Here is a 21,377-nt window from a genome sequence, read left to right as displayed (position 1 = left end):
AGCAAATCATTCTTTAAACGCCCATAAAATAAAAATAAACGACAAAATATATTTTATGTGATACTATTCAATTCAATATTTGTTTGATAAATTTATAATATAATATAGAATATTAAATGTTTTTTAGACTACAATATAGAATATTCAATATGGGCTCAACAGGATAGGAGGGCTTTGAAAAAATGACGTTTGACCTCGTAATTAAAAACGGGTCGCTGGTCACCGCTGAGACTTGCACGGAAAGCGATTTGGGGCTGAAAGACGGAAAGATCGCCGGCATCGTTGCCCGGGGAACTGCCCTGGAGGGGAAAGAAATTATCGACGCCTCCGGCCTGATAGTCGTTCCCGGGCTGGTGGACGTTCACGCCCACGGCGGACACGGCGACCCGGACAGGGAGAGCTTCGGGTGCATGAGCGAAGCCTGCGCCGCGGGCGGTATAACCACGTTCATCGATATGCCCCTGTCCAATCCCAGTACGCTGACCCCGGAGGAGCTGAAGAAAAAAATCGCCACGTCGGGACGGGAGTCCGTTACGGACTACGCTCTTTACGGAGGCCTGGTGGGCGGTTATCTGAACCAGATTGAGCCCATGAGCGAAGCCGGAGCGAGAGCGTTCAAATGCTTCACCTGCCGGTGCTCCAACTACCCCATGACCGACGACGGAACCCTTGTGGAGGGCATGAAAGTCATTTCCCGAACGGGGGGACTCATCTCGGTTCACGCGGAGAACGACACCCTGATCCAGGTACTGGTGGACAAATTCAAAGCCGAAGGACGAAACGACGCCCAGGCCTTCCTTGATTCCCATCCCGTCTACTCGGAGCTGGAGGCGGTGCGCCGCGTTTTCTATCTGGCTGGAGTGTTCCCGGACTGCCGGGTCCACATCGCCCACATGAGCACAGCGGAGGGCGCGGAGCTTCTGGCGGAACTGCGGGGAAAGGGCGCTGCCAACATTTCCGCCGAAACCTGCCCTCAGTACCTCGGACTCACCGAAGAAGACCTCCTGACCCTGGGGCCCGTCGCCAAGTTTGATCCGCCGGCGCGACCCAGGGAGAACATGGAGCGGATGTGGAAGTACGTGCTGGACGGAACCATCGATTGCATCAGCTCGGACCACTCCCCTCACCCGCCCGCAAAAAAAACCGTGGTCGACGGCAATTTCTGGCCGGTCTCCGAGGGATGCAGCGGAGTTCAGACCCTGCTCCCGGTGACGCTGACCGAAGGGCGAAAACGAGGCCTCACCTGGGAGAGGTTCGTTCAGGTTTGCTCCACGCGACCCGCGGAGATGTTCGGACTTGGCGGATCGAAGGGGAAAATTGCCCCCGGCTTCGACGCCGATCTGACGCTCATCGATCCGGACGCGGTCTGGACCCTGAAGGACGAGGACCTTTTCTACCTGAACAAACGAAGTCCCTTTTCCGGCCGGCAGTTCAAAGGCAAAGTGATCCGCACGCTGGTGCGCGGCGTCACGGTGTTCCATGAGGGCAAAATTTGCGCTCCGCGCGGCTTTGGTCAATACGTCCCGATGCAAAAGATCGGACGCTGAGGACCGTACCCATGCGGGTCGTCATCATCAACCCCAACACGGATCAGGTGTTTACGGAACGGATCGGCCGGGGCGCGGCGGCCGTCGCTGCGGCGGGAACGGAAATCGAATGCTTCAGCGCGCCGGGCGCCCCCCCTTTCATTGAAAACTATAAAGACGAGGCGCTCTGCGCGCCGGGAATGATCGCGCTGGGAGAAGAGTGGGCGGAGAGAGCGGATGCGTTTGTGATCGCTTGCACCTGCGATCCGAATCTGAACCTGCTGAGAGAACTGACCGACAAACCCGTGCTGGGAGCGGGAGAGTGTTCCATGCTCCTGGCTCTGACTCTCGGGCATCGTTTTTCGATTTTGCAGGTGACGGCCCACTCCGTTCCCATGAAGCGGGACCTTGTCAGAAAATACGGACTGGAGCCACGCCTCGCTTCAGTTGTGGCCATTGACGAGAACGGAAACGAAGAGATGGAAGAAAAATTATACCGGGCGGGCACAATGGCGGTGGAACGCGACGGGGCCGAAGTTCTCGCGCTGGGCTGCGCCGGGCTGGGAGGGCTGGACTCGCGGCTCAGCGCCCGACTGGGCGTCCCCGTGGTCGATGGAGTGACCGCTTCCGTCAAAATGGCCGAAGCCCTCGTCTCCGCCGGGTACAAAACGGGTAAAAAGGGCGGATATGCCGCCAGGGAGGGATGACATGGCTGATTTCGTGATTCGAAACGCCACCGTGATCGACGGCACAGGGAAAGAGGAGTTCCGCGCGGACCTCGCCTTCGAAAACGGGCGTATCTCCAGAATCGGAAAAATCGAGGGACGCGGCGGACTGGATGCCGAGGGACTGACAGCCTGTCCCGGCTTCATCGACATGCACACCCACATGGACCTCGTGCTGCTGAAGGACGAAATCCCCGACGCCAAAATACGGCAGGGCGTCACGACGGACCTTCTGGGGCAGGACGGACTGGGTACCGCGCCGGTTTCCGAGAAAAACAAACCGCTGCTGATGGAGATTCTGAGCGGCCTCAACGGAATACTGCCCCCGGAGAAGTGGACCTGGGGCTCCTTTGGCGATTATCTGCGCGCTCTGGAGCGCCACGGGCTGGCCGGCAATGCGGCGGTGCTGCTGAGCCAGGGCCCGGTGCGCATCGAAGTCATGGGCATGGATGAGCGCCAGGCGACCCCGGAAGAGCTCGCTGCCATGAAACGTCTCGTGGCGGAGGGCATGGAAGAGGGCGCTTTCGGGCTCTCCTCCGGCCTGATCTATCCTCCGTGTCCCTACGCGGATTCCGAGGAACTGACGGAACTGAACCGCGTGACAGCGAAATACGACGGCGTTTTTGTGGTCCATCAGAGGGACGAGGGATACTATCTCTCCCGGTCCTTCGACGAGGTCTGCTCGATATGCGCCGCTTCCGGCGCGCGTCTGCACGTCTCTCACCTTCAGGCCTACGGCAGGGTCAACTGGCCCGTCATGGACGAAGTGCTGAAAAAGGCGGATCAGCGCCTCGCCGCCGGGCAGAAGATCACCTGGGACCGCTACCCCTACCTGGCCGGCTGCACTACGCTGACGGCGGTTCTGCCGGTCTGGACCTTCAACGAGGGGACCGAAGCCCTGATTAAAAATTTGATGGCTCCGGAGTACCGGGCCCGAATTCACGAGGAATTCACGAAGGGCCTGGACGTCTGGCACAACCGGCAAATCTCGGTGGGCTGGGATAAAATCCTCGTCACCGCCGTTCAACTGGAAAAAAACCGCTGGATGGAAGGACAATCCTGCCAGGCCATCGCTGATGCGCAGGGCAAAAACCCCATTGACGCGGTTTGCGATCTGCTGGCGGAGGAAAAACTGGCGGTGACCATGATCAGCTTCTATGGGTCGGACGAAGTGCTGCAAAAAGTGCTGTCCCATCCCCAGGCCACCGTCGGCAGCGACGGAATCTACGGCGGCAGGCCGCACCCCCGCCTCTACGGAACCTATCCGAAGTTTCTGAAGGAATTCGCTCTGACAAAACACGTCTTTACGCTGCCCGAGGCAGTGCGGCGGGTCACCTCCTTCCCAGCCTCAATCCTCGGGCTGAAGGATCGGGGCGTTCTGAAGGAAGGGAACCAGGCGGACGTGGTCCTGTTCGACCCTCGGCGGCTCGCGGACACCGCCACCTATGACGAACCCGAACGTTACCCGGAAGGTATCCCCTGGGTCTTCGTCAACGGAGAAATGGTGGTGGATGAGTCCGGATACACGGGAAAAACCCCCGGCAAAGTACTGCGCAGGGGAAAATAACATACAGAGAAGGCAGGTATTGGCAATGGAAAACGGAAAAATTGAAAACAAAAAGACGCACTGGTACGAGTGGATGCCCAATTCTTTTGTCCTGTTGTTTCTGATTATTGTGTTTATGACCATCCTCACCTACGTCATTCCGGCGGGGATGTTCGATCGGGTGGAGAAGGCCGGACGGATGGTGGTCAATCCGGAGACGTTCCACCGGGTCGATCAGTCTCCCGTCGGGCTCTGGGCGATGTTCAAATCCCTTCCCCAGGGGATGGTGGCCGCCGCCATCTACATCGTGAACATCCTCATCGCCGGGGCCATGATGAAGGTTCTCTACGTCTCCGGAGCCATTGAAAACGTCCTTGGCGTCAGCATCCGGAAGCTGGGCGTCAAAAACGACACGCTGGTGGTCGCCGTCATGAGCATCATTTTCGTGCTGCTGGGGGCGCTGGTGGGGTTCGAGAACAGCATCGCCCTGGTGCCCATAGCCGGAATGGTTTCCATGGCCATCGGCGGCGACATGATGCTGGGCGCGCTGATCGCGGTGGGGGGAATCGGCACGGGGTTCGCGGTGCATCCCTTCCAGCCCGCCACGGTGGGCACGGCCCACGCCATCGCGGAGCTGCCCATGTTCTCCGGCGCGGCCCTGCGGGGCCTGTTCATGGCCATGGCCGCCGTCATCGTGATGTTTCACAACCTCGCCTATCTGAAGAGAATCAAGAAAGATCCTGAAAAAAGCCTTTCGAAGGACATCGACACCGAGGGGTTCAGTCTTTCGAAGCCTCTGGAAGATTACCACATTCTGCCCATGCATAAAATCGTGTTCGGCATCTTCGTGACAGGGATTCTGATTTTCGTCTACGGAGCCAAGACCTATGGGTGGTTCATGGTCGAGCAGGTGACGGTCTTCATCGTGATCGCCATCCTGTGCGGTCTGGTGGCCGGCCTTTCACCCAACAAAATCACGGACACCATGGTGCAGGGCGCGACGGTGGTCACCGGAGGCGCCATCATCGTCGGCGTCGCCCGGGCGATCCAGGTCGTGATGGAGCAGGGAAGAATCGCCGACAGCATCGTTTATTACCTTTCGCTGCCCCTGAAGGACGTCCCGCTCATCGTTTCCGGCATCCTGATGACCGTCGTCCACAGCGTGATCAACTTCTTCATTCCCTCGGGAAGCGGACAGGCCATGGCCACCATGCCAATCATGATACCGCTGGCGGACATCATCGGGATGACGCGGCAGACGGCGGTGTTCGCCTTTCAGATGGGAGACGGAATCATGAACCTCGTGGTGCCCACTCTCGGAGGATTGCTGGCCATGCTGGCGCTTCTGAGGATCCCCTTCGGACGCTGGTTCCGGGTGGCGTTTCCTCTGGCGCTGAAGTTGCTGGTGGCGAGCTGGATCATCGTAGTGATCGCCGTCCTGACTCACTGGGGTCCGGCGTAGGCGCGGAGAAGGGCACATGGACATCAGGGCGAAATTTCTTGAAATGCAGCCCCAGATCGTCGAATGGCGAAGGGAGCTGCACAGAGCGCCGGAGGTGGGGTTTGATCTACCCCGAACGGAGGCAATGGTTCTCCGGGAACTGGCAAAACTGAACCTGGACGAGGTTCGGGGCGGCATGGGGGGCGGAGACGGCAATCCGTCCCACGGAGTGATCGCCACCCTCTCCGGGGCGCTCCCGGGCAAAACCCTGGCGCTCCGCGCGGACATGGACGCGCTGCCCGTCGCGGAGGAAACGGGCCTGCCCTTCGCCTCCGAAAACGGAAATATGCACGCCTGCGGCCATGACGCCCACGTGGCCATGCTTCTCTCGGCCGCAAAGTTTTTGTCAGAAGCGCGGGAGGAGCTCCGGGGCCGGATTCGTTTCATCTTTCAGCCTTCGGAGGAAAACTTCGGCTCGCCGTCCATGATCGCCTCCGGCGCTCTGGAAAATCCCGCCGTTGACGGCATCATAGGCCTGCACACGGGGAACCTCTGGGAGGGATTGAAGCCGGGTCAGATCGGCTTTCGCGTGGGGGAATTCATGGCCGCCAGCGACCTGATGTCCATCGCGGTGTACGGAAAAGACGGACATGGAGCCATGCCCCACAACACCGTCGACGCCATAGCCATCGCCGCTCAGATCATCACCGAACTTCAGACGCTGGTCAGCCGCGAGATCAGTCCTTTCGAGCCCGCCGTGGTCTCCATCGGCGAGGTGAAGGCCGGTTCCACATATAACATCATAGCGGGCCGGTGCGATATGAAAGGAACCCTGCGCACGTTCAAGGCGGGCCGCGACGTTCTCCTGAGGGAGAGGGTCCGGGCTGTGACGGAGGGTGTGGCGGCCTCCATGAGAGGCCGCGCGGAGGTGAACTTTATCAGCCCGTTGAAGGCGGTCATCAACGACCGCTTTTTCGCCGAAAAGATGAAAGATGTGGTCACCGACGCTATGGGCTCTGAAATGATCCACGAAATCGAGTTGCCGGCTTCGGTCAGCGAGGACTTCTGCTGGTATCTGACCAAAGTTCCGGGGGCGTTTTTCGCCCATTGTTCCACCTTCGGCGACGAGCGGGATTACCCCCACCACCACCCCAAATTCGACGTCAATGAATCTGTCCTGTGGACCGGCGGCTGCGCTTTGGGAGCCTACGCCCTCAACTGGCAGAAATAAGGGAAGGTTTGAAAATAAGGGAAGGTTTGATAAAGAAAAATGAAAACGCTGTTTTCGAGGCGCGCCAGTCGGCTTGCCCCTTCGGCTACGGAGTCCATGTCCGCGCTTGCGGGCGAAATGAAGCGACGGGGTGTGGACGTGATCTCCTTTGCCCAGGGCGAGCCGGATTTCGACACTCCGGACTCCATCAAAGAGGCGGCGGCCCGCGCTCTCGCGGACGGCTTCACGAAATATACGGACGTGCCGGGAACCCTGGAGCTGCGGCAGGCTGTGGCCCGGAAGCTGAAGCGTGAAAACGGACTCAGCTTTGATCCCTCCGAAATCGTGGTGAGCAACGGCGGCAAACAGGCGCTTTACGAGGTCTTTCAGGTGCTCTTCGACGCCGGAGATCGGGTGATGATCCCCACTCCGTGCTACGTCAGCTACATGGAGCAAATCCGTCTGGCGGACGCGGAGCCGCTTCTGTTTCCCACGGCGGAAGAGAACAATTTCCGGGTGACCCTGGCGGACGTGCGGTCGCACTACAGTCCGGAGGTTGCGGGCTTCGTCCTCAACTGCCCCAACAATCCCACCGGCAGCGTCTGCGAGCCGGAAGAGCTGGAAGGAATAGTTAATTTTCTGACGGAGCGGAACGTGTGGATCATCTCCGACGAGGTTTATGAGCACCTGATCTACGACGGGCGCGTCTGCCGGTCTCCCGCATCCTTCGGGGACGCGGCCGGAAGCCGGACGATCATCGTCAACTCCCTGTCGAAAACCTACGCCATGACGGGCTGGCGTGTGGGCTACACGGCCGGCCCTGCCGACGTGATCGGGATGATCGGGAGCCTTCAGGGGCACGTGAGCGGCAACATCAACTCCATCGCGCAGCAGGCGGCGGTGGAGGCGCTGGACGGCCCGCAGGACGCCGTCGCGGCCATGACGGCGGAGTACGCCCGACGGCGGGATTATTTCGTCGGACGGCTGAACGAAATTCCGCATATGAACTGCCGGAAGCCGGACGGAGCCTTCTACGCCTGGGCCAGCGTGAAGGAACTTCTGGGCCGGCATACCGGCGATGGCGCCGTGGTCGGGAACGATATGGACGTCGCCCGGTTCTTTCTGGAGGAAGCCCATGTCGCGGTGGTGCCTGGAACGGCCTTCGAGTATCCCGGATATGTCCGGTTCGTCTTCGCAAAGGGAATGAAGGTCCTCGAAGAAGGTTTGGACAGAATCGAAAAAGCGGTTCACCGCTTGTCAGAGGAGGGGTCGAAATGAGCAGACACGAAAGCGTCGTCCTGCCTGAATGGCAGCAGGACGCAAAGTTTCCCGCGCAGTATCATTGCTGCGAAGCACGCCGCGGCAGGGAGTTCATCGTTCGCATGACGACGGGCGCGGACCCGGTGCTGGCCATCGAAAACTTTGCCAAAGAGCAGCACATACGCTTCGGCAAGGTCCACGCCACCTTCATGGACGCGTTTCAGCCCTGCAAATACTTCATCTGGGCGCCGGATTACAACGATCCGGACAACTGGCACCGGGAGGCCGTTTGCGTGAACCACAACCTGAGCATGCTCGGCGCCATCGGCGGCATGATCGGTCAGCGACCCACGAAAAGCGGCGGGGAGGAACCCTTCGTGGCGATGCACTTTGTCGCCGGCGGCGCCTGGGACACGGTGACGTTCAGCGGCCATATGGTCGAGGGCACTGTCATAAAGGGCTGTATGCAGGTGTTTGTGACGGAACTGCTGGACATTGAGGCTCTGCCTCCGGTGGACGTCTTTGAAGAAGGCTATACCTTCCCGGAAAACTTCTACAGAAACGTCGCACAAAAATAATCCCTTATTATATAATTCTTTTCATCAATCCCAATTATTAAAAAAAAGGAGAGTTTTCAGAATGAAAAAGGCTTTGTGTTTCATTTTGGCGCTGTTCGTCGCGGCTCTGATCGGTTCCACGTTGGGCGGGGGTTTCATGGCGACGCCCGCGGAGGCCGCCGGGGCCGTTCCAGATGAGATCAAAATCGGCCTCGTGGCCTCGATTTCCGGCGGTCAGGCGCTGGACGGCAAAAACATGGTGGACGCCATTACACTGGTGAAGAAAGAGCTGGATGCCGTCGGCGGCCTCGACATTGGCGGAAAGAAGGTCAAAATCACGTGGGTCATCGAGGACTGCGAAGCGAAACCCGAAATCTCTGTTAATGCCGTTCAGAAGCTCATTGAGCAGGATGGAGTCCTCGCGATCGTCGGCCCAAACAACTCCGGCGACACCATTGCATCCGGCGAGGTCAGCCAGGCCGCGCAGATCCCTCAAATCACCAACACCGGCACCAATATCAAGGTCACTCAGGTCGGCGACTACATTTTCCGCGCCTGCTTCATCGATCCCTTCCAGGGCAAAGTCATCGCGAAGTTTGCTTATGACAACCTCGGAGTGCGCAAGGTCGCCGTTCTTTACGACAACGCCGACACCTACAGTTCCGGCCTGACCGATTCCTTCATCGAAGCCTTCAAAAATCTGGGCGGAAAAGTTGTGGCCGCGGAAGCCTTCAGCGGTCAGGAAATTAAAGACTTCAGCGCCCAGCTGACGCTCATCAAAAACGCGAATCCCGAAGCGGTGTTCTTCCCGAGCCACATCGAGAACATCCCGCTGCAGCTCCAGCAGGCCCGGGGCATGGGCATCACCGCCACGCTGCTCGGCTGCGACTCCTGGGACTACGCGGCTCTGCCGGACCTCGTCGGCCGCGACGTGCTCGAAGGCGCCTACTACGTCACCGGCTTCTCCCCCGACGCGGAAGGCGCAAAGGACTTCGTGAAAGCCTTCACTGATCTGGCCGGCTACCGCCCCAGTTTCTGCTCCGCCATGGCCTATGAAGCCGCTCATATCGTCCTCAACGCCCTCCAGACCGCAAAGACTCTGGACGGACCCGGAATCCGCGACGCCATGATGAAAACCGACATGACGCTCCCCTCCGGCCATGTCAAATTTGACGAGGATCGCAATCCGGTCAAGAGCGGCACGATCCTTCAGGTGAAAGACGGCGTCGCCCGGTTCGTGGATTCGATCAGCCTCAACTGAGGTTTTTTGTGTTGGCCTGGCCGGGACGGACACCGCCAGGCCAAATTTTTCTGACCCAATATTTCTGACCAGAATTTTTCTGACCAGAATTTTTCCGTCCCCAATTCCCCAATTTTTCCGGCCACAGAACGGGAGGCTTTCTTTTTGAACACATTCGCGCAGCTATTGGTTTACGGTCTGCAGCTCGGCAGCATTTACGCTTTGCTCGCGATTGGGTATACGATGGTTTTCGGCATCATTCGCATGATCAACATGGCCCACGGCGATTTTCTGATGATGGGCTCCTACGCCGTGTTCTTTATCGTGAGCATCTTCTTCGCCAACATAATGATCGGTCCGGCCGTCGCTCTGCTGGTGATCGGGACCGGTTCCGCCATCACCGGCTTCATTGGCGTGGGTGTGGAACGCGTCGCCTATAAACCGCTCCGCAACAGGCCCAAAATTTCCAGCATGATCGCCGCCATCGGCGTTTCCATCTTTACGCAGAACCTGCTGCGCGCATTGCCCTTCGTCGGGCCAAATCCCCGTACGTTCCCGAAGCTGATGCAGGACAGGCTCTTCTTTGCCGGCAACGTTCAGCTCAGCGTCATGCGTCTGGTCATCATCGTTCTGTCGATCATCATCATGATCATCCTCTACTTCGTGGTCATGAAAACAAAAATCGGAATGCAGATGCGCGCCGTTTCCTGCGATAAGGACGCGTCCGCCCTGATGGGGATCAATATCAACCGCGTGGTCTCCGTGACGTTCTTCATCGGCGCGGCGCTCGCCGCCATAAGCGGCGCGTTCTACGCCAGCAGCTACCCCATCCTCCTCGTCACGATGGGCGCGACGCTGGGCAACAAGGCGTTCATTGCGGCCGTCGTCGGCGGCATAGGCGACATACGCGGCGCGGTGCTGGGCGGCTTTATCATGGGTGTGGTGGAGATCATGATTTCCGCGGCCTATTCAGAAATCGCCTATGGCTTCTCGTTCGTGGTACTGGTGCTCATTCTGCTGCTCAAACCTGAAGGTCTGCTCGGCAAACCCATGATAGAGAAAGTTTAGAGGCGAAGATATGGAAGGTTTGAAAAAGCATTCTGAAATCATCTGTATCCCGCTGCTGTTTCTTATCCTGTTTGGTCTGCAGAAGTCCGGCTTTCTCAACAACTACATCATGCAGATCATTATGCTCGCCGGCATCAACATCATCATGACGCTGTCGCTGAATCTGGTCACCGGCATCACAGGTCAGTCCTCCATCGGGCACGCTGGTTTCATGTCCGTGGGGGCCTATATGGCCGCCCTGATGACCACCGTCCTGTTAAAAGCGTCGAAGATGCCCGAACCGGTGCAGTGGATCGTGTTCCTTTGGGCCACGTTCTTCGGCGGCGTCTGCGCCGCGATCTGCGGTTATCTGGTGGGAACGCCGACGCTTCGGCTCAAGGGCGACTATCTGGCGATCGTGACGCTGGGCTTCGGCGAGGTCATTCGCGCCATCGTCCGCATCACGCCGGTGGTTGGCGGCGCGAAGGGCCTCACAGGCGTTCCCAGGCTGGCAACGTTCTTCTGGGTTTATACATTCGTGATCCTCACGATCTACATTTGCCGAAACTTCATCGATTCATCCTACGGGCGCGCCTGCATGGCAATCCGCGATAACGAAATCGCCGCGGACACCATGGGTATCAACGTCACGCGCTACAAGATCGTCGCGTTCGTGCTGTCGGCGTTCATCGCGGGCGTCGCGGGCAGCATGTACGCGCATACGCTGCGCTATCTGCATCCCGACGTGTTCAGTTACACCAAATCCACCGACTTCCTCGTCTACCTGTACGCGGGGGGCGTGGGCAGCATCAGCGGCTCCATGCTCGGGGCCGCCGTGCTGACGATCCTGCCGGAGGTCCTGCGCTCCATCAAAGACTGGCGCCTGATCATCTACGGCCTGCTGCTCGTGGTCATCATCCTGTTCCGTCAGGAAGGCATGTTCGGCGGCAGGGAGTTCGCCTTCCTGAGGATGAATACCGGAGGTATCCGGAACATCGGCTTCCGCGATTTCATCCCGAAAAAATTGAGGAACAGGGTCGGAACGGAGGGGCCATAAATGAGCGTGTTTAAAGCGGACCGCATCGGGCTGCGGGTTGGCGGCCTGCAGATTGTGGACGATTTCAGCCTTGAGATGGAGGAGAAACAGCTTTACGCCATCATCGGCCCGAACGGCGCCGGCAAAACGACGGTGTTCAATATGCTCACCGGCATTTACCAGCCCACCAGCGGCATAATCTACGTGGGCAGCAAAGCCATGACGGGCTGTAAACCCTTCGAGTTCACCGCTGCGGGCCTGGCGCGCACGTTTCAAAATATCCGCCTGTTCAGTCAGGCGACCGTGCTGGACAACGTTAAAATGGCCTACACCCGCAGCACGGACTATGGTTTCGTCAACACGCTCTTCCGCTCCGGAAAATATCACAGCGAAGAGAAGCGCATCACCGACGAGGCGATGCATCTGCTTGAAATGTTTGGTTTGCAGGACAGGCGCGACTATTTTTCGCGAAACCTCCCCTACGGCGAACAGCGCAAACTGGAGATCGTGCGCGCGCTGGCGACGGAGCCCAGGCTCCTGTTGCTGGATGAACCCGCGGCCGGCATGAACCCCAACGAAATCGACGACATCATGCAACTCATTTGTCGCGTCAACACTGAGCTCGGCAAGACGATCCTCATGATCGAACATCACATGAAGCTGGTCATGCGTATCGCCCAATACATCAAAGTCCTCGACTTCGGAGTGACAATCGCGGAAGGGACGCCGGAGCAGGTCCAAAACAATCCAAAGTTCATAGAGGCCTATCTCGGAGGTGGACGCAGCTTATGATGCTCGAAGTGAAGGATCTGCAGGTCAGCTACGGCACGATCAAAGCGGTCAGGGGAATCGACTTCTGTCTCGAAGAAGGCGAGATCGTAACCCTGATCGGCTCCAACGGCGCGGGCAAAACAACGACGCTGCGCACGATCACGGGCTTGGAAAAGGCTTCCCGCGGATCGATTATATTCAAGGGCAGGGACATCACGAACAAGCCGCCGCACCAGATCGTCGGCTGGGGCATCACGCACATTCCCGAAGGCCGCCGAATCTTCACGAACCTGACCGTCATGGAAAACCTGAAGATGGGCGCAAACCTGCGCAGGGACCCCGCGGGCGTCAAAAGAGACATGGACGAAGTGTTTGACCGATTTCCCCGCCTCAGAGAACGCCGCAACCAACCCTCTCTGACGCTCTCCGGCGGAGAACAGCAGATGCTCGCCGTGGGGCGCGCGATGATGACCAGGGGCGAGCTTGTCGTGCTGGACGAACCCTCTATGGGGCTTGCACCGCTGATTATCGACGAAATCTTTCGCGTCATTCAGACCATGAACAGAAACGGCGCCACGATCCTGCTCGTCGAGCAAAATGCGTACATGGCGCTGAACATCGCCAGTCGGGCCTACGTTCTGGAAACCGGCAAAATCAGTCTCTCCGGCTCCGCGCAGGAACTTTTAACCGATCCGCGTGTGAAGGAAGCCTATCTGGGCAGCTGACAGCCTGAGGAGGACGTGTCTCCACTGAAAAACGGCGTTTTTGTTCATAAAATCGGGAGGTGGAGGAAACGAAAATACATACGGCATTATCGGATCTGCTGGGAATCGAGTTCCCGATCATCCAGGGGGCCATGGCGCATATTTCCAACGGGACGTTCGCGGCCGCGGTCAGCGAGGCGGGTGGACTGGGGATCATCGCCTCGGCCGCACAGGACGCCGACTTTGTCCGGAAGGAGGTCAGGGCCGCACGGGAGCGCACAAAACGCCCCTTCGGCGTCAGCATCGTGCTGAACAACCCCCACTGTCGGGCCATCGTCGACGTGATCCTGGAAGAGGGCGTCGCCGTGGTGACCACAGGGGCGGGCAACCCCGAACCCTACGTGAAGGACCTGCTCTCCGGAGGCTGCAAAATTCTTTCGGTGGTTCCCCACGTTCACGCCGCTCTGAAAGTGGAAGCCCTGGGCGTGACGGCGGTGGTGGCGGAAGGAGAGGAATCCGGGGGACATATCGGAACGGTCTCCACGATGACGCTCGTCCCGCTGGTTGCCGAGGCCCTGCGTATTCCCGTGATCGCCGCCGGAGGCATCGCGGACGGCAGGGGATTCCTTGCGGCTCTGGCCATGGGCGCCGTGGGAGTTCAGATGGGGACGGCTTTTCTCGCGACGAAGGAGTGCCCCGTTCATCCGGCCTTCAAGGAAAAGGTCCTGGCCGCCAAAGAGACGGACAGCGTGGTCACCTGCGCGAACACGAGAAACGCCACGCGGTGTATCCGAAATTCGCTGACGGACAGCTATTTTGAGGGCCTTCGCCGTCATCTGGACGAGGCGGAGCTTCTGAAGCCCCTGACGGGCTCCCTGCTTCGGGCCGTGGAGGGAGATGTGACAAACGGCAGCATTCAGGCCGGTCAGATCGCGGGAATGCTCCACGAAATAAAAACGGTGCGCCAGGTCATGGAGGACGTCATGGCCGGGGCGGAACGGGCGTTGCAAAAGGTGAAGGCGCTGGAAAGGGCCTGCTGATACCAGAACCTGCCGATCTCGTTCCCCGCGAGGAGGGCCCGACCTCTGCAACAGGGTATGGCGCCATGAAAAATCAATCTTTTCAGGCGGCAGAGAGTTGAGCCAGCAGTTTTTGCCGGTCTCGGGGCAGATTCCCCTTCAGGTAAAAATAGTTGGAAACGTGGGCGCTGGTAAAGAGGCAATTCTTCAGTTCCAGATGCTCCAGCAGCAGTTTCGCCTCCGCCAGAACCAGACGGAAGGACGGAAGTCGGGGGTCTTCTTCCTCCCGGTAAAGGTGGGCAAGACTCGTATCTTCTCCCGAGTGAAGAACCAGCAGACCCAGGTATTCCGGCTGCATGGCGTTCAGAGCGTCCGCCGTCTCCAGGATGTGTTCTTCGGACAGCGCCTCGCCGCCGAGACCGGCAATGATACTGACGGATTGAAGGATCCCCGCTTCCTTCAGCCGCAGGGCCCCGTCGATCATTTCCCGTTTGGTGATGCCCTTGTTGACGAGGGCGAGAACCCGGTCACTTCCGGACTCCAGACCGATATAAGCCATGTCCAGCCCCAGTTCGGCCAGGTGTTTCAGGTCCCCGGGGGTTTTCTCCAACACGTTCCGGGCTGAGGCGTAGGCCCGCACTCCCCGCAGGCCGGGAAACAGAAGCCGGATCTCCCTCAGGATTGCCGTCAGAAAGGGCATGGGCAATCCCAGAGCGTCCCCGTCGCAGAGAAAAATCCGCCGGAAGCGGTCCTGGTACGGCGCCGCCTCTCGAAGGTCCGCCAGCACCTCCTCCAGAGGGCGAACGCGATAGGTCTTCTCTCTGTACATGTCGCAAAAGGTGCAGGCGTTCCATGAACAGCCGATCGTCACCTGCACCAGCAGACTGTCCGCCTCCGACGGCGGCCGGTATATCGTTCCCTCGTAATTCATTTTTGAGACGCGGTCACGGCTCCGGTTCAGCGGGAGGCCTTAAGGGCCGGAGTCGAGGTTTTTACCGGGGCTTTCGCCGCTTTTTTCCCGACGGAGGTTTCGTCCGGCGGAATTCGGAACTGTCCCAGAATACTCGTCAGATCTTCCGCGTTGCCGCTCATTTCCTCGGACTGGCCGGCGACGCCCTGGGCCGCCTGCACCGTTTCGTCCGTGGCGTGACGAATGTTCGTCAGGGTCTCCACCATTTCCATCGTGGATTTTGTCGCGCTGTCAATGGCCGTGGCCACTTCCTTGCAGGACGCCGCCTGTTCTTCCGCTACCGCCGCGATGTTCTGGATCGAGTCGTTGGCTTTGTTGATCTCTTTCAGCGCCTGATCCAGCTCCTTCTGGGCCTGTTCCGCCTGAGTGAGGGTCTCGCCCAGCAGACGTCCCGCCTCCGTGGTCGCGTCGATGCTTTCGTTGGCTCCTTTTTGCAGCTCCGTGATGATGCTGCCCACACTCTGAGCCGCCCGGGCGGATTCCTCCGCCAGCTTCCGGACCTCCTCCGCCACCACGGCGAAGCCCCGTCCCACCTCTCCGGCCCGGGCCGCCTCAATGGCCGCGTTCAGGGCCAGAAGGTTCGTCTGATCCGCAATACCCGTAATAACCGAAACGAAGCTGCTGACGTTTTCCACCGAAGACACCAGATTGCGGATCTTTTCCTCGCTCACTTTGGAATTTTTGTCCACGTTGCGCATTCCGGAGATGACGTCGTCCACGGTCTGGATGGCCTTGTTGGACGCCTCCGTGGTCTGGGAGATAAACGCGGCGCTCTCCGTAGCGGAACGGGCCACGGTGTCCGCTCCGGCGCTCATTTCCTCCACTCCGGCGTTGCACTCCTGCAGGGCGGCGCTGTTGCTTTCGCTCAGGGTGGCGACCTGGTCTACGGAGGCCTTGACCTCCTCCATGGAGGCGTTGGTTTCCTGAGAAATGGAGGAAAGGTTGCTGGCGCCGTCCATGACCCGTCCCGCCACGGAGACGACCTGCTGCATGGCCTTGCCCTGGGCCTCCACCATGTTGGACATGGAAAGGGACAGAACGCCCAGTTCGTCTTTTCCCTCATAGTTGAAGTCTTTGTAGCCGATGGTGAGGTCTCCCTCCCCGGCCCGGCCGGCCAGCGTGACGATGGTCGCCAGGGGCTTCGCGATGCTGCGGGAAATGAAGATCGCGATCAAAACGCCCAAAATGACGGCGGCCAGCATCGACGCAAAAAGCAGGAAAATCGCGCTGCCCAGTTGAGACACGCTTTCATCCGCGACGCTTTTCACCCGTTTCTGGGCGAAGGAGGTAACATCCGTCCCCGCTTTGTTGAGCTTGTCCATAAGGGGGGTCCGCAGGGCGTTCTGGGCCTGATAATTTTTGAGCGCGGCGACGAAGGCCTTCAGTCCGTCCTTATAGAGCGTGATGCTGTTCCACATATCCTTCACCATGGCCTGGTCTTCGGGGGTGGCCGCGATGGATTCCAGATAGGAAGCGTCTTTGTCGATGACGCTGACCAGCTCGGAGGTCCCCTCGATGGCGCTGATGTCCTCGTCCGCCATGGCCTTTTGAATGGAGCGCCGCAGCGTTTCGATGGTATTGGCCATTTCATAGCCCTTGCGAATCAGCTCCAGGCGTTTCGACAGGACGTCGGGCTCGGCGGACTGAACGACCTTCTCCGTTCCGGTGAAAATGCTGTCCATCACCTTCCCCTCCACGGTGGACATTCCACTGCCCGCCTTCACCAGCATGTCCCAAGCTTTGTTTTTTTCCGTGGAATAGGCGATGGTCTTGTTGACGGAATCGATGTAGGCTGTGTAAGCGGGAAGGAAATTTTCCCTCACGGCTTTCGGAACCTGCAGCTCCGGGAATTTGGCGGCCAGACCGTCGATGGAGTCCAGCACCTTCTGAGTCTCGTCGATCGTGGTTTTGATCGCTTCCAACGACGAGTCGTCAAACTCGTACTGTATTTTGCGCACGGCGAGGAACAGCTCGTAAGAGGCCCTCTCCAGCGCGGTGGTTTCCATCATGATGGGGACGACTTCGCCGGACAGATACGCGCTGTCCGTCTGAACGCTCACCATGCGGGTCCAGCTGATGAAAACCGCGAGAATAAAGACCAGCAGAAGAACGCCAAAACCCAACAGCAATTTGAAGCTTATTTTGAGGTTACGCCACATTTTTTCCGCCTCTCTTCTCAAAAAATCCCAAAAAACCAAAAAATCCCCAAATTCGGAGCGGTCTCCTCAATTTTTTTCGCGGGGCTGCCCCAGGTAGCGGTGCAGAGAAGACAGGACCTCCCTGAAATCGAGGGGTTTGCCTACATGATCGTTCATTCCGGCCTCCAGACATTTTTCGATATCTTCACGGAACACGTTGGCAGTCATGGCGACGATGGGGACCTGTTTCGCGTAGATCGAATCCAGAGCCCGTATGCGGCGCGTCGCTTCGAGTCCGTCCATTTCGGGCATCTGAACGTCCATAAAAATCATGTCATATTTTTCCGGCGCGGCGGAGAATTTTTCCACGGCCTCGATGCCGTTTGCCGCGCAGTCGATGGACAGTTTCGCGGGTTCCAGCAGCGTAAGCACGATCTCTCGATTGATCTCCACGTCCTCGGCCAGGAGAATACGCCGTCCCTCGAAAATCTCCATTTCCTCCGGAGCGTCCTCCTCCGCGGCAGGGAGTGCGCCCGTTCCAATGCACTCGTTGATGCAGTCGGCAATGTCGGAGGGGAAAAGGGGCTTGGGAAGGAACTTGTCCACTCCCGCTTTCCTGGCGTCCTGCTCGATGACGCTCCACTCCGTGGCGGAAATCATGATCACCACGGACCGGTTCGCCCTGTCCGCCTTGATACGGCGCGTGAGTTCGATTCCATCAATACCGGGCATCTTCCAGTCCACAAAGTACATGTCGTAGGGCCCTTTTTTGTCGATGCATTCCAAGGCGGTTTCTCCTCCGTCGGCCGTATCGCATACAATCCCCAAACGCTGTGCAATGTCAGCAAAATACTCCCGTATTTCCTGGGCATCGTCCACAGCAAGAATACGTATGTTCTTCATGTTTACCCCGGGGCGCAGAGGACTTTCGTATTTTTCCGAAACCTTCCGAAGCTGTACCGTGAAGGAGAAGGTGGAGCCTTTTCCGAGTTCGGACTCGATCCAGATCTTCCCTCCCATCATTTCCACGATGCGCTTCGAAATGGCCAGCCCCAGTCCCGTGCCGCCAAATTTTCGGGACGTGCTGCTCTCCGCCTGAACGAAGGAGGTGAAGAGACGGGACTTCTGCTCTTCGCTGATGCCGATTCCCGTGTCCTTCACGTCGATCTGGATGGTGCAGAGCCCGTTTTCCTCGCCCGTCAGGCTGGCGTCGAGATGGATGGATCCCTGGGGCGGAGTGAATTTTACCGCGTTGGAGAGCAGGTTCGTGATGACCTGGGCCAGACGCTGGTCGTCGCCGATGAGGGACCGGGGAATGTTCCGGTCGAGGCGGACGGTGAAGTTCTGGGTTTTCTCGTCCACGCGGAAGTTGATCACATTCACCACTTTCTGGAGCATTTTTTCGAACACGAACTCCGCGAGAGAAAGCTCGAACCGGTTGGCCTCGATTTTCGACATGTCCAGAATGTCGTTGATGACCCCCAACAGATGGGTGGAGGCGTCGTCGATCTTGCCGAAGGCGTAGTCCTTTCTCTCGATGTCGGCTGCCGATTTGCCGATGGCGGTCATCCCGATGATGGCGTTCATGGGCGTCCGGATTTCGTGGCTCATATTGGAAAGGAAATCGCTTTTGGCGCGGTTGGCCTGTTCGGCCTTCTCCCGGGCGACCTGAATTTCCGTGACGTTTGTCGTCATCACGATATATCCGATTTTTTGTCCTTCCTTGTCCATGAAATAGTGGGCGATGCCCTTGAGATACTGATGAGACTCCTCAACATAATAGGCTTCCGCCTCGTAGCCTTCTCTCAGGGCCGTGATGGGACAGTACCTGGACCCGAAGGGATAGACGCTGTGCTCTCCGTAACCCGTTCCCACTACCTTTTCCAGCGTGGTATTCCGCATTTTCAGCCCCGGTTCGTTCATATAAATGATGCGCAGGTTCATGTCGGTGATGCACAGGGGGCTGTTCACGCTGTTGACGATGCTGTCGGCCATTTCGTCGAAGGAGTTCGCCAGCGTGCCGAACTCGTCCACCGCGTCGGAGTGGAAGCGGAACTGTCTCTCTCCGGACCGGAAGCGGGAGATTCCGTTGATGAGCAGGGTGATGTTGTGGGTGATGAAGGACGCCGTCCAGATGGCCACGAAAACCACCAGAACGATCAGGACGAGAGTGGTGCCCACGAGCTGCAGGGAGGTTTGCAGAAGGCTGTCGCCGATCAGCGCCCGAAGCGTCCCCTCCGTTTTTCTGGCGGGAGCCTGGAAGTCCTCCAGCCCCGCTCCGATGGCCACGAAGGCAAAACCCCGCTTCGAATAGCCGTTGGCCTCCGAAGGGGCGTACTGTCCCGTGTAGTAGGGGATCGCAGCCGCCGTGTTCAGCTTGTAGAGCCCGCTCCAGAGAATATAGAAGGAGCCGGAGCCCCCCTCTCCCGTCAGGTCCATCCATCCCGTACACTGAGGCGCGTTGTTGAGATAACGCCCGTCGAGCCCCACCAGCCCCGCCCGTGTCAGGTCGGGAGCGGGCTTCTTCTGTCGGGACTGCTTCAAAAAGGTTTTCTGTCCCCGGATAAGGTTCAGGGTCGGAGGTTCGTCGATGAGTTCCGGCCACTTCGCCTTGAGGTCCGACAGCCCGCCGCCGCCGATTTTATTCAGCAGGTCGTCGTAAATCGAGGTTTCCAGCCAGGGAATTTCCGGGTCTCCGGTTTCGGGGTCGAAGCCCACGATGGAGTGGTGCCGGGGGTGACAGATGCTCCGGCACTGGTAATCCCAGATGAAGGCGTAGTTCCCGTCGTAAGCGTTGGGCAGCTCGGTGTAGCGGGAGTACATGGGCGTGATGTGGTCGACGAATTCCATGATGTGATCGTGGTTCAGGGCAAAGGTGGCGTAACCGATAATTTTGCCCTCCGGGGTTCCGTCCTCCGTGACCGGAGTCGCCCACCGGACGATTCCCTCAAAGCGCCGGCCATTGGGGTTTTCCTTGCCGGCGAAGGCCTCTTCTTCGGGGTGAAAGGCGACGCCCGCCGTCTTTTGCATCAAGGCCCTAATCCGTTCCGCCAGTTCAGGGGTTTCGGCGGCCTTTCCGATCTCCGCCAGACGCCGGTTTACGGCCTCGATGGTCCGTCGGTTGAGCTCCTGATAATCCTCCGCCTCCACCGGAATTTGAGGGAGCTCCTCACTTCTGAAGGTCTGGAGTCTGCTCATCAGAGAGGCGACGCCCTTTCCGTCCCCCAGGGTTTTCAGCCCCGTGATTTCCCCGTTGATCAGGTTTGAGATCATCTGTTTCGGCGTGTACATCCCGATGAAATGCGACCGAACATAGGCCCCCGTCACGTCGGAAACGTAGATTTCGCCCGGCCTGAGTTTGGCCAGTTCTTTAAAATAGGTCTCCGAGCCGATGTAGGTGTTTTTCTTTTGTGAAACGTCCATCCGGTCCGGATTCATGGGATGATGAATTTTGTTGGAGCCGGGATCGACGATTTTGATTCGCTCATGTCCGTCGAGATCGATAAAGGTCGCTTCGTCATAAAGAGGAACGTCGTCGTACACGAAGTTTTCCGGCCGGCGATAGTGGTAGCTCGCGCCGTTGACCACGTCGTTGTTTTCGGAGTTCGTGGACTTCCCGCCCCCCACGTCCGGGGAAGGTTCATCCACGCGCAGCCAGGACATTCCATCCGGAGCGAGGTCCCATTTCCCTTTTCTCACGAGTTTGCTTTTCCGACTCTGCAGGAAATTGCGATAATTCTTTTCCGTGGGATCCAGGTTCGCCAGAAGCCGGATGTCGTCGTCCCGTCGGTAGAGGAAGGAGGCCACCCTTTGGGCCGTATCCGTGGACATGCGTTCGATGTTTTCCACGGCGCTGTCGTTCAGGGCCACGGTGGAATCGCTGACGGCAAGGTCCCGCAGGGAATTTCCAAGCGTCACAAGCTGCCTCCAGGCCAGAATCGCCAGCAAAATCAGAGGAATTACCTTTACAAGGAGGAAGATGAGAATGAGTTTTGCCCTCAGGCCGGGACTAAAGCTGTCCAAAAATTTTTTCGTCAGTCGGCCCGCATAATTCATGAACTTCTCCACACCCCTGCGCCTCCCCTGGATGATGAGACCCTCTTACGTCCTGCGGGCCACAGGGAAGAACCCTGCGCCGCCTGTCCGGCTTCGACGACAAAACAGTTTGCAGAACGAAGCATCCTGCA

16 protein-coding genes are annotated in these 21,377 nt (G+C 58.6%); 13 read left to right on the top strand and 3 right to left on the bottom strand.

The features are described from left to right. Positions 1-182: 182 nt before the first annotated feature. From allB to LBR61_05530, 13 genes are all read left to right on the top strand, one after another. A complete protein-coding gene (gene allB / locus LBR61_05590; GenBank protein ID MDR1731549.1) occupies positions 183-1,547 on the top strand; it encodes an allantoinase AllB in 1,365 nt (454 codons plus the stop codon). Between the two features lie 11 nt (positions 1,548-1,558). After that, positions 1,559-2,233: an aspartate/glutamate racemase family protein gene (locus LBR61_05585; GenBank protein MDR1731548.1), complete on the top strand. Its 675-nt coding sequence runs from the start codon at positions 1,559-1,561 to the stop codon at positions 2,231-2,233. 1 nt (position 2,234) lies between these two features. Then, complete coding sequence (locus LBR61_05580) at positions 2,235-3,818, top strand: D-aminoacylase (GenBank protein ID MDR1731547.1); 1,584 nt, start codon at positions 2,235-2,237, stop codon at positions 3,816-3,818. A gap of 25 nt (positions 3,819-3,843) precedes the next feature. After that, positions 3,844-5,259 (top strand): TIGR00366 family protein, encoded by a 1,416-nt coding sequence (locus tag LBR61_05575; GenBank protein MDR1731546.1) that lies wholly within the window; start codon positions 3,844-3,846, stop codon positions 5,257-5,259. Between the two features lie 16 nt (positions 5,260-5,275). Beyond that, a complete protein-coding gene (locus LBR61_05570; protein MDR1731545.1) occupies positions 5,276-6,469 on the top strand; it encodes an amidohydrolase in 1,194 nt (397 codons plus the stop codon). A 39-nt stretch (positions 6,470-6,508) separates the two neighbouring features. Then, a complete protein-coding gene (locus LBR61_05565; protein MDR1731544.1) occupies positions 6,509-7,726 on the top strand; it encodes a pyridoxal phosphate-dependent aminotransferase in 1,218 nt (405 codons plus the stop codon). Next, on the top strand, positions 7,723-8,286 hold the full coding sequence (locus LBR61_05560; protein ID MDR1731543.1) for a DNA-binding protein: 564 nt from the start codon (positions 7,723-7,725) through the stop codon (positions 8,284-8,286). The genes LBR61_05565 and LBR61_05560 overlap by 4 nt, the downstream gene beginning before the upstream one ends. 61 nt (positions 8,287-8,347) lie before the next feature. Beyond that, positions 8,348-9,526, top strand: coding sequence for an ABC transporter substrate-binding protein (locus LBR61_05555; GenBank protein MDR1731542.1), 1,179 nt, complete (start codon positions 8,348-8,350; stop codon positions 9,524-9,526). A 144-nt stretch (positions 9,527-9,670) separates the two neighbouring features. Then, positions 9,671-10,573, top strand: a complete 903-nt coding sequence (locus LBR61_05550; GenBank protein ID MDR1731541.1) for a branched-chain amino acid ABC transporter permease — start codon at positions 9,671-9,673, stop codon at positions 10,571-10,573. Between the two features lie 10 nt (positions 10,574-10,583). Then, positions 10,584-11,609 (top strand): branched-chain amino acid ABC transporter permease, encoded by a 1,026-nt coding sequence (locus tag LBR61_05545; protein MDR1731540.1) that lies wholly within the window; start codon positions 10,584-10,586, stop codon positions 11,607-11,609. Next, positions 11,610-12,380: an ABC transporter ATP-binding protein gene (locus tag LBR61_05540; protein ID MDR1731539.1), complete on the top strand. Its 771-nt coding sequence runs from the start codon at positions 11,610-11,612 to the stop codon at positions 12,378-12,380. Next, positions 12,380-13,084, top strand: a complete 705-nt coding sequence (locus tag LBR61_05535) for an ABC transporter ATP-binding protein (GenBank protein ID MDR1731538.1) — start codon at positions 12,380-12,382, stop codon at positions 13,082-13,084. Before LBR61_05540 ends, LBR61_05535 begins: the two co-directional genes overlap by 1 nt. Positions 13,085-13,143: 59 nt before the next feature. Then, positions 13,144-14,103, top strand: a complete 960-nt coding sequence (locus LBR61_05530; protein ID MDR1731537.1) for a nitronate monooxygenase — start codon at positions 13,144-13,146, stop codon at positions 14,101-14,103. Positions 14,104-14,185: 82 nt separating this feature from the next. Here LBR61_05530 and LBR61_05525 read toward each other — a convergent pair whose 3' ends face one another. The 3 genes from LBR61_05525 to LBR61_05515 all read right to left on the bottom strand — a co-directional run bounded on the left by LBR61_05525 (position 14,186) and on the right by LBR61_05515 (position 21,258). Next, a complete protein-coding gene (locus LBR61_05525; protein MDR1731536.1) occupies positions 14,186-15,013 on the bottom strand; it encodes a radical SAM protein in 828 nt (275 codons plus the stop codon). Positions 15,014-15,039: 26 nt separating this feature from the next. Beyond that, positions 15,040-17,211: a methyl-accepting chemotaxis protein gene (locus LBR61_05520; GenBank protein MDR1731535.1), complete on the bottom strand. Its 2,172-nt coding sequence runs from the start codon at positions 17,209-17,211 to the stop codon at positions 15,040-15,042. A gap of 66 nt (positions 17,212-17,277) precedes the next feature. Continuing rightward, positions 17,278-21,258: a response regulator gene (locus LBR61_05515; GenBank protein MDR1731534.1), complete on the bottom strand. Its 3,981-nt coding sequence runs from the start codon at positions 21,256-21,258 to the stop codon at positions 17,278-17,280. Between the last annotated feature and the right edge of the window lie 119 nt (positions 21,259-21,377).

The sequence above is a fragment of the Synergistaceae bacterium genome (genome assembly GCA_031272035.1).
Taxonomy (GTDB): domain Bacteria; phylum Synergistota; class Synergistia; order Synergistales; family Aminobacteriaceae; genus JAISSA01.
This window is presented reverse-complemented; position numbering and strand designations above follow the sequence as displayed.

Bases quoted from the DNA above. Each gene is read 5' to 3' on its own strand.
- allB (MDR1731549.1), top strand. From the start codon at position 183: ATGACGTTTGACCTCGTAATTAAAAACGGGTCGCTGGTCACCGCTGAG.
- LBR61_05585 (MDR1731548.1), top strand. From the start codon at position 1,559: ATGCGGGTCGTCATCATCAACCCCAACACGGATCAGGTGTTTACGGAA.
- LBR61_05580 (MDR1731547.1), top strand. From the start codon at position 2,235: ATGGCTGATTTCGTGATTCGAAACGCCACCGTGATCGACGGCACAGGG.
- LBR61_05575 (MDR1731546.1), top strand. From the start codon at position 3,844: ATGGAAAACGGAAAAATTGAAAACAAAAAGACGCACTGGTACGAGTGG.
- LBR61_05570 (MDR1731545.1), top strand. From the start codon at position 5,276: ATGGACATCAGGGCGAAATTTCTTGAAATGCAGCCCCAGATCGTCGAA.
- LBR61_05565 (MDR1731544.1), top strand. From the start codon at position 6,509: ATGAAAACGCTGTTTTCGAGGCGCGCCAGTCGGCTTGCCCCTTCGGCT.
- LBR61_05560 (MDR1731543.1), top strand. From the start codon at position 7,723: ATGAGCAGACACGAAAGCGTCGTCCTGCCTGAATGGCAGCAGGACGCA.
- LBR61_05555 (MDR1731542.1), top strand. From the start codon at position 8,348: ATGAAAAAGGCTTTGTGTTTCATTTTGGCGCTGTTCGTCGCGGCTCTG.
- LBR61_05545 (MDR1731540.1), top strand. From the start codon at position 10,584: ATGGAAGGTTTGAAAAAGCATTCTGAAATCATCTGTATCCCGCTGCTG.
- LBR61_05540 (MDR1731539.1), top strand. From the start codon at position 11,610: ATGAGCGTGTTTAAAGCGGACCGCATCGGGCTGCGGGTTGGCGGCCTG.
- LBR61_05535 (MDR1731538.1), top strand. From the start codon at position 12,380: ATGCTCGAAGTGAAGGATCTGCAGGTCAGCTACGGCACGATCAAAGCG.
- LBR61_05525 (MDR1731536.1), bottom strand. From the start codon at position 15,013: ATGAATTACGAGGGAACGATATACCGGCCGCCGTCGGAGGCGGACAGT.
- LBR61_05520 (MDR1731535.1), bottom strand. From the start codon at position 17,211: ATGTGGCGTAACCTCAAAATAAGCTTCAAATTGCTGTTGGGTTTTGGC.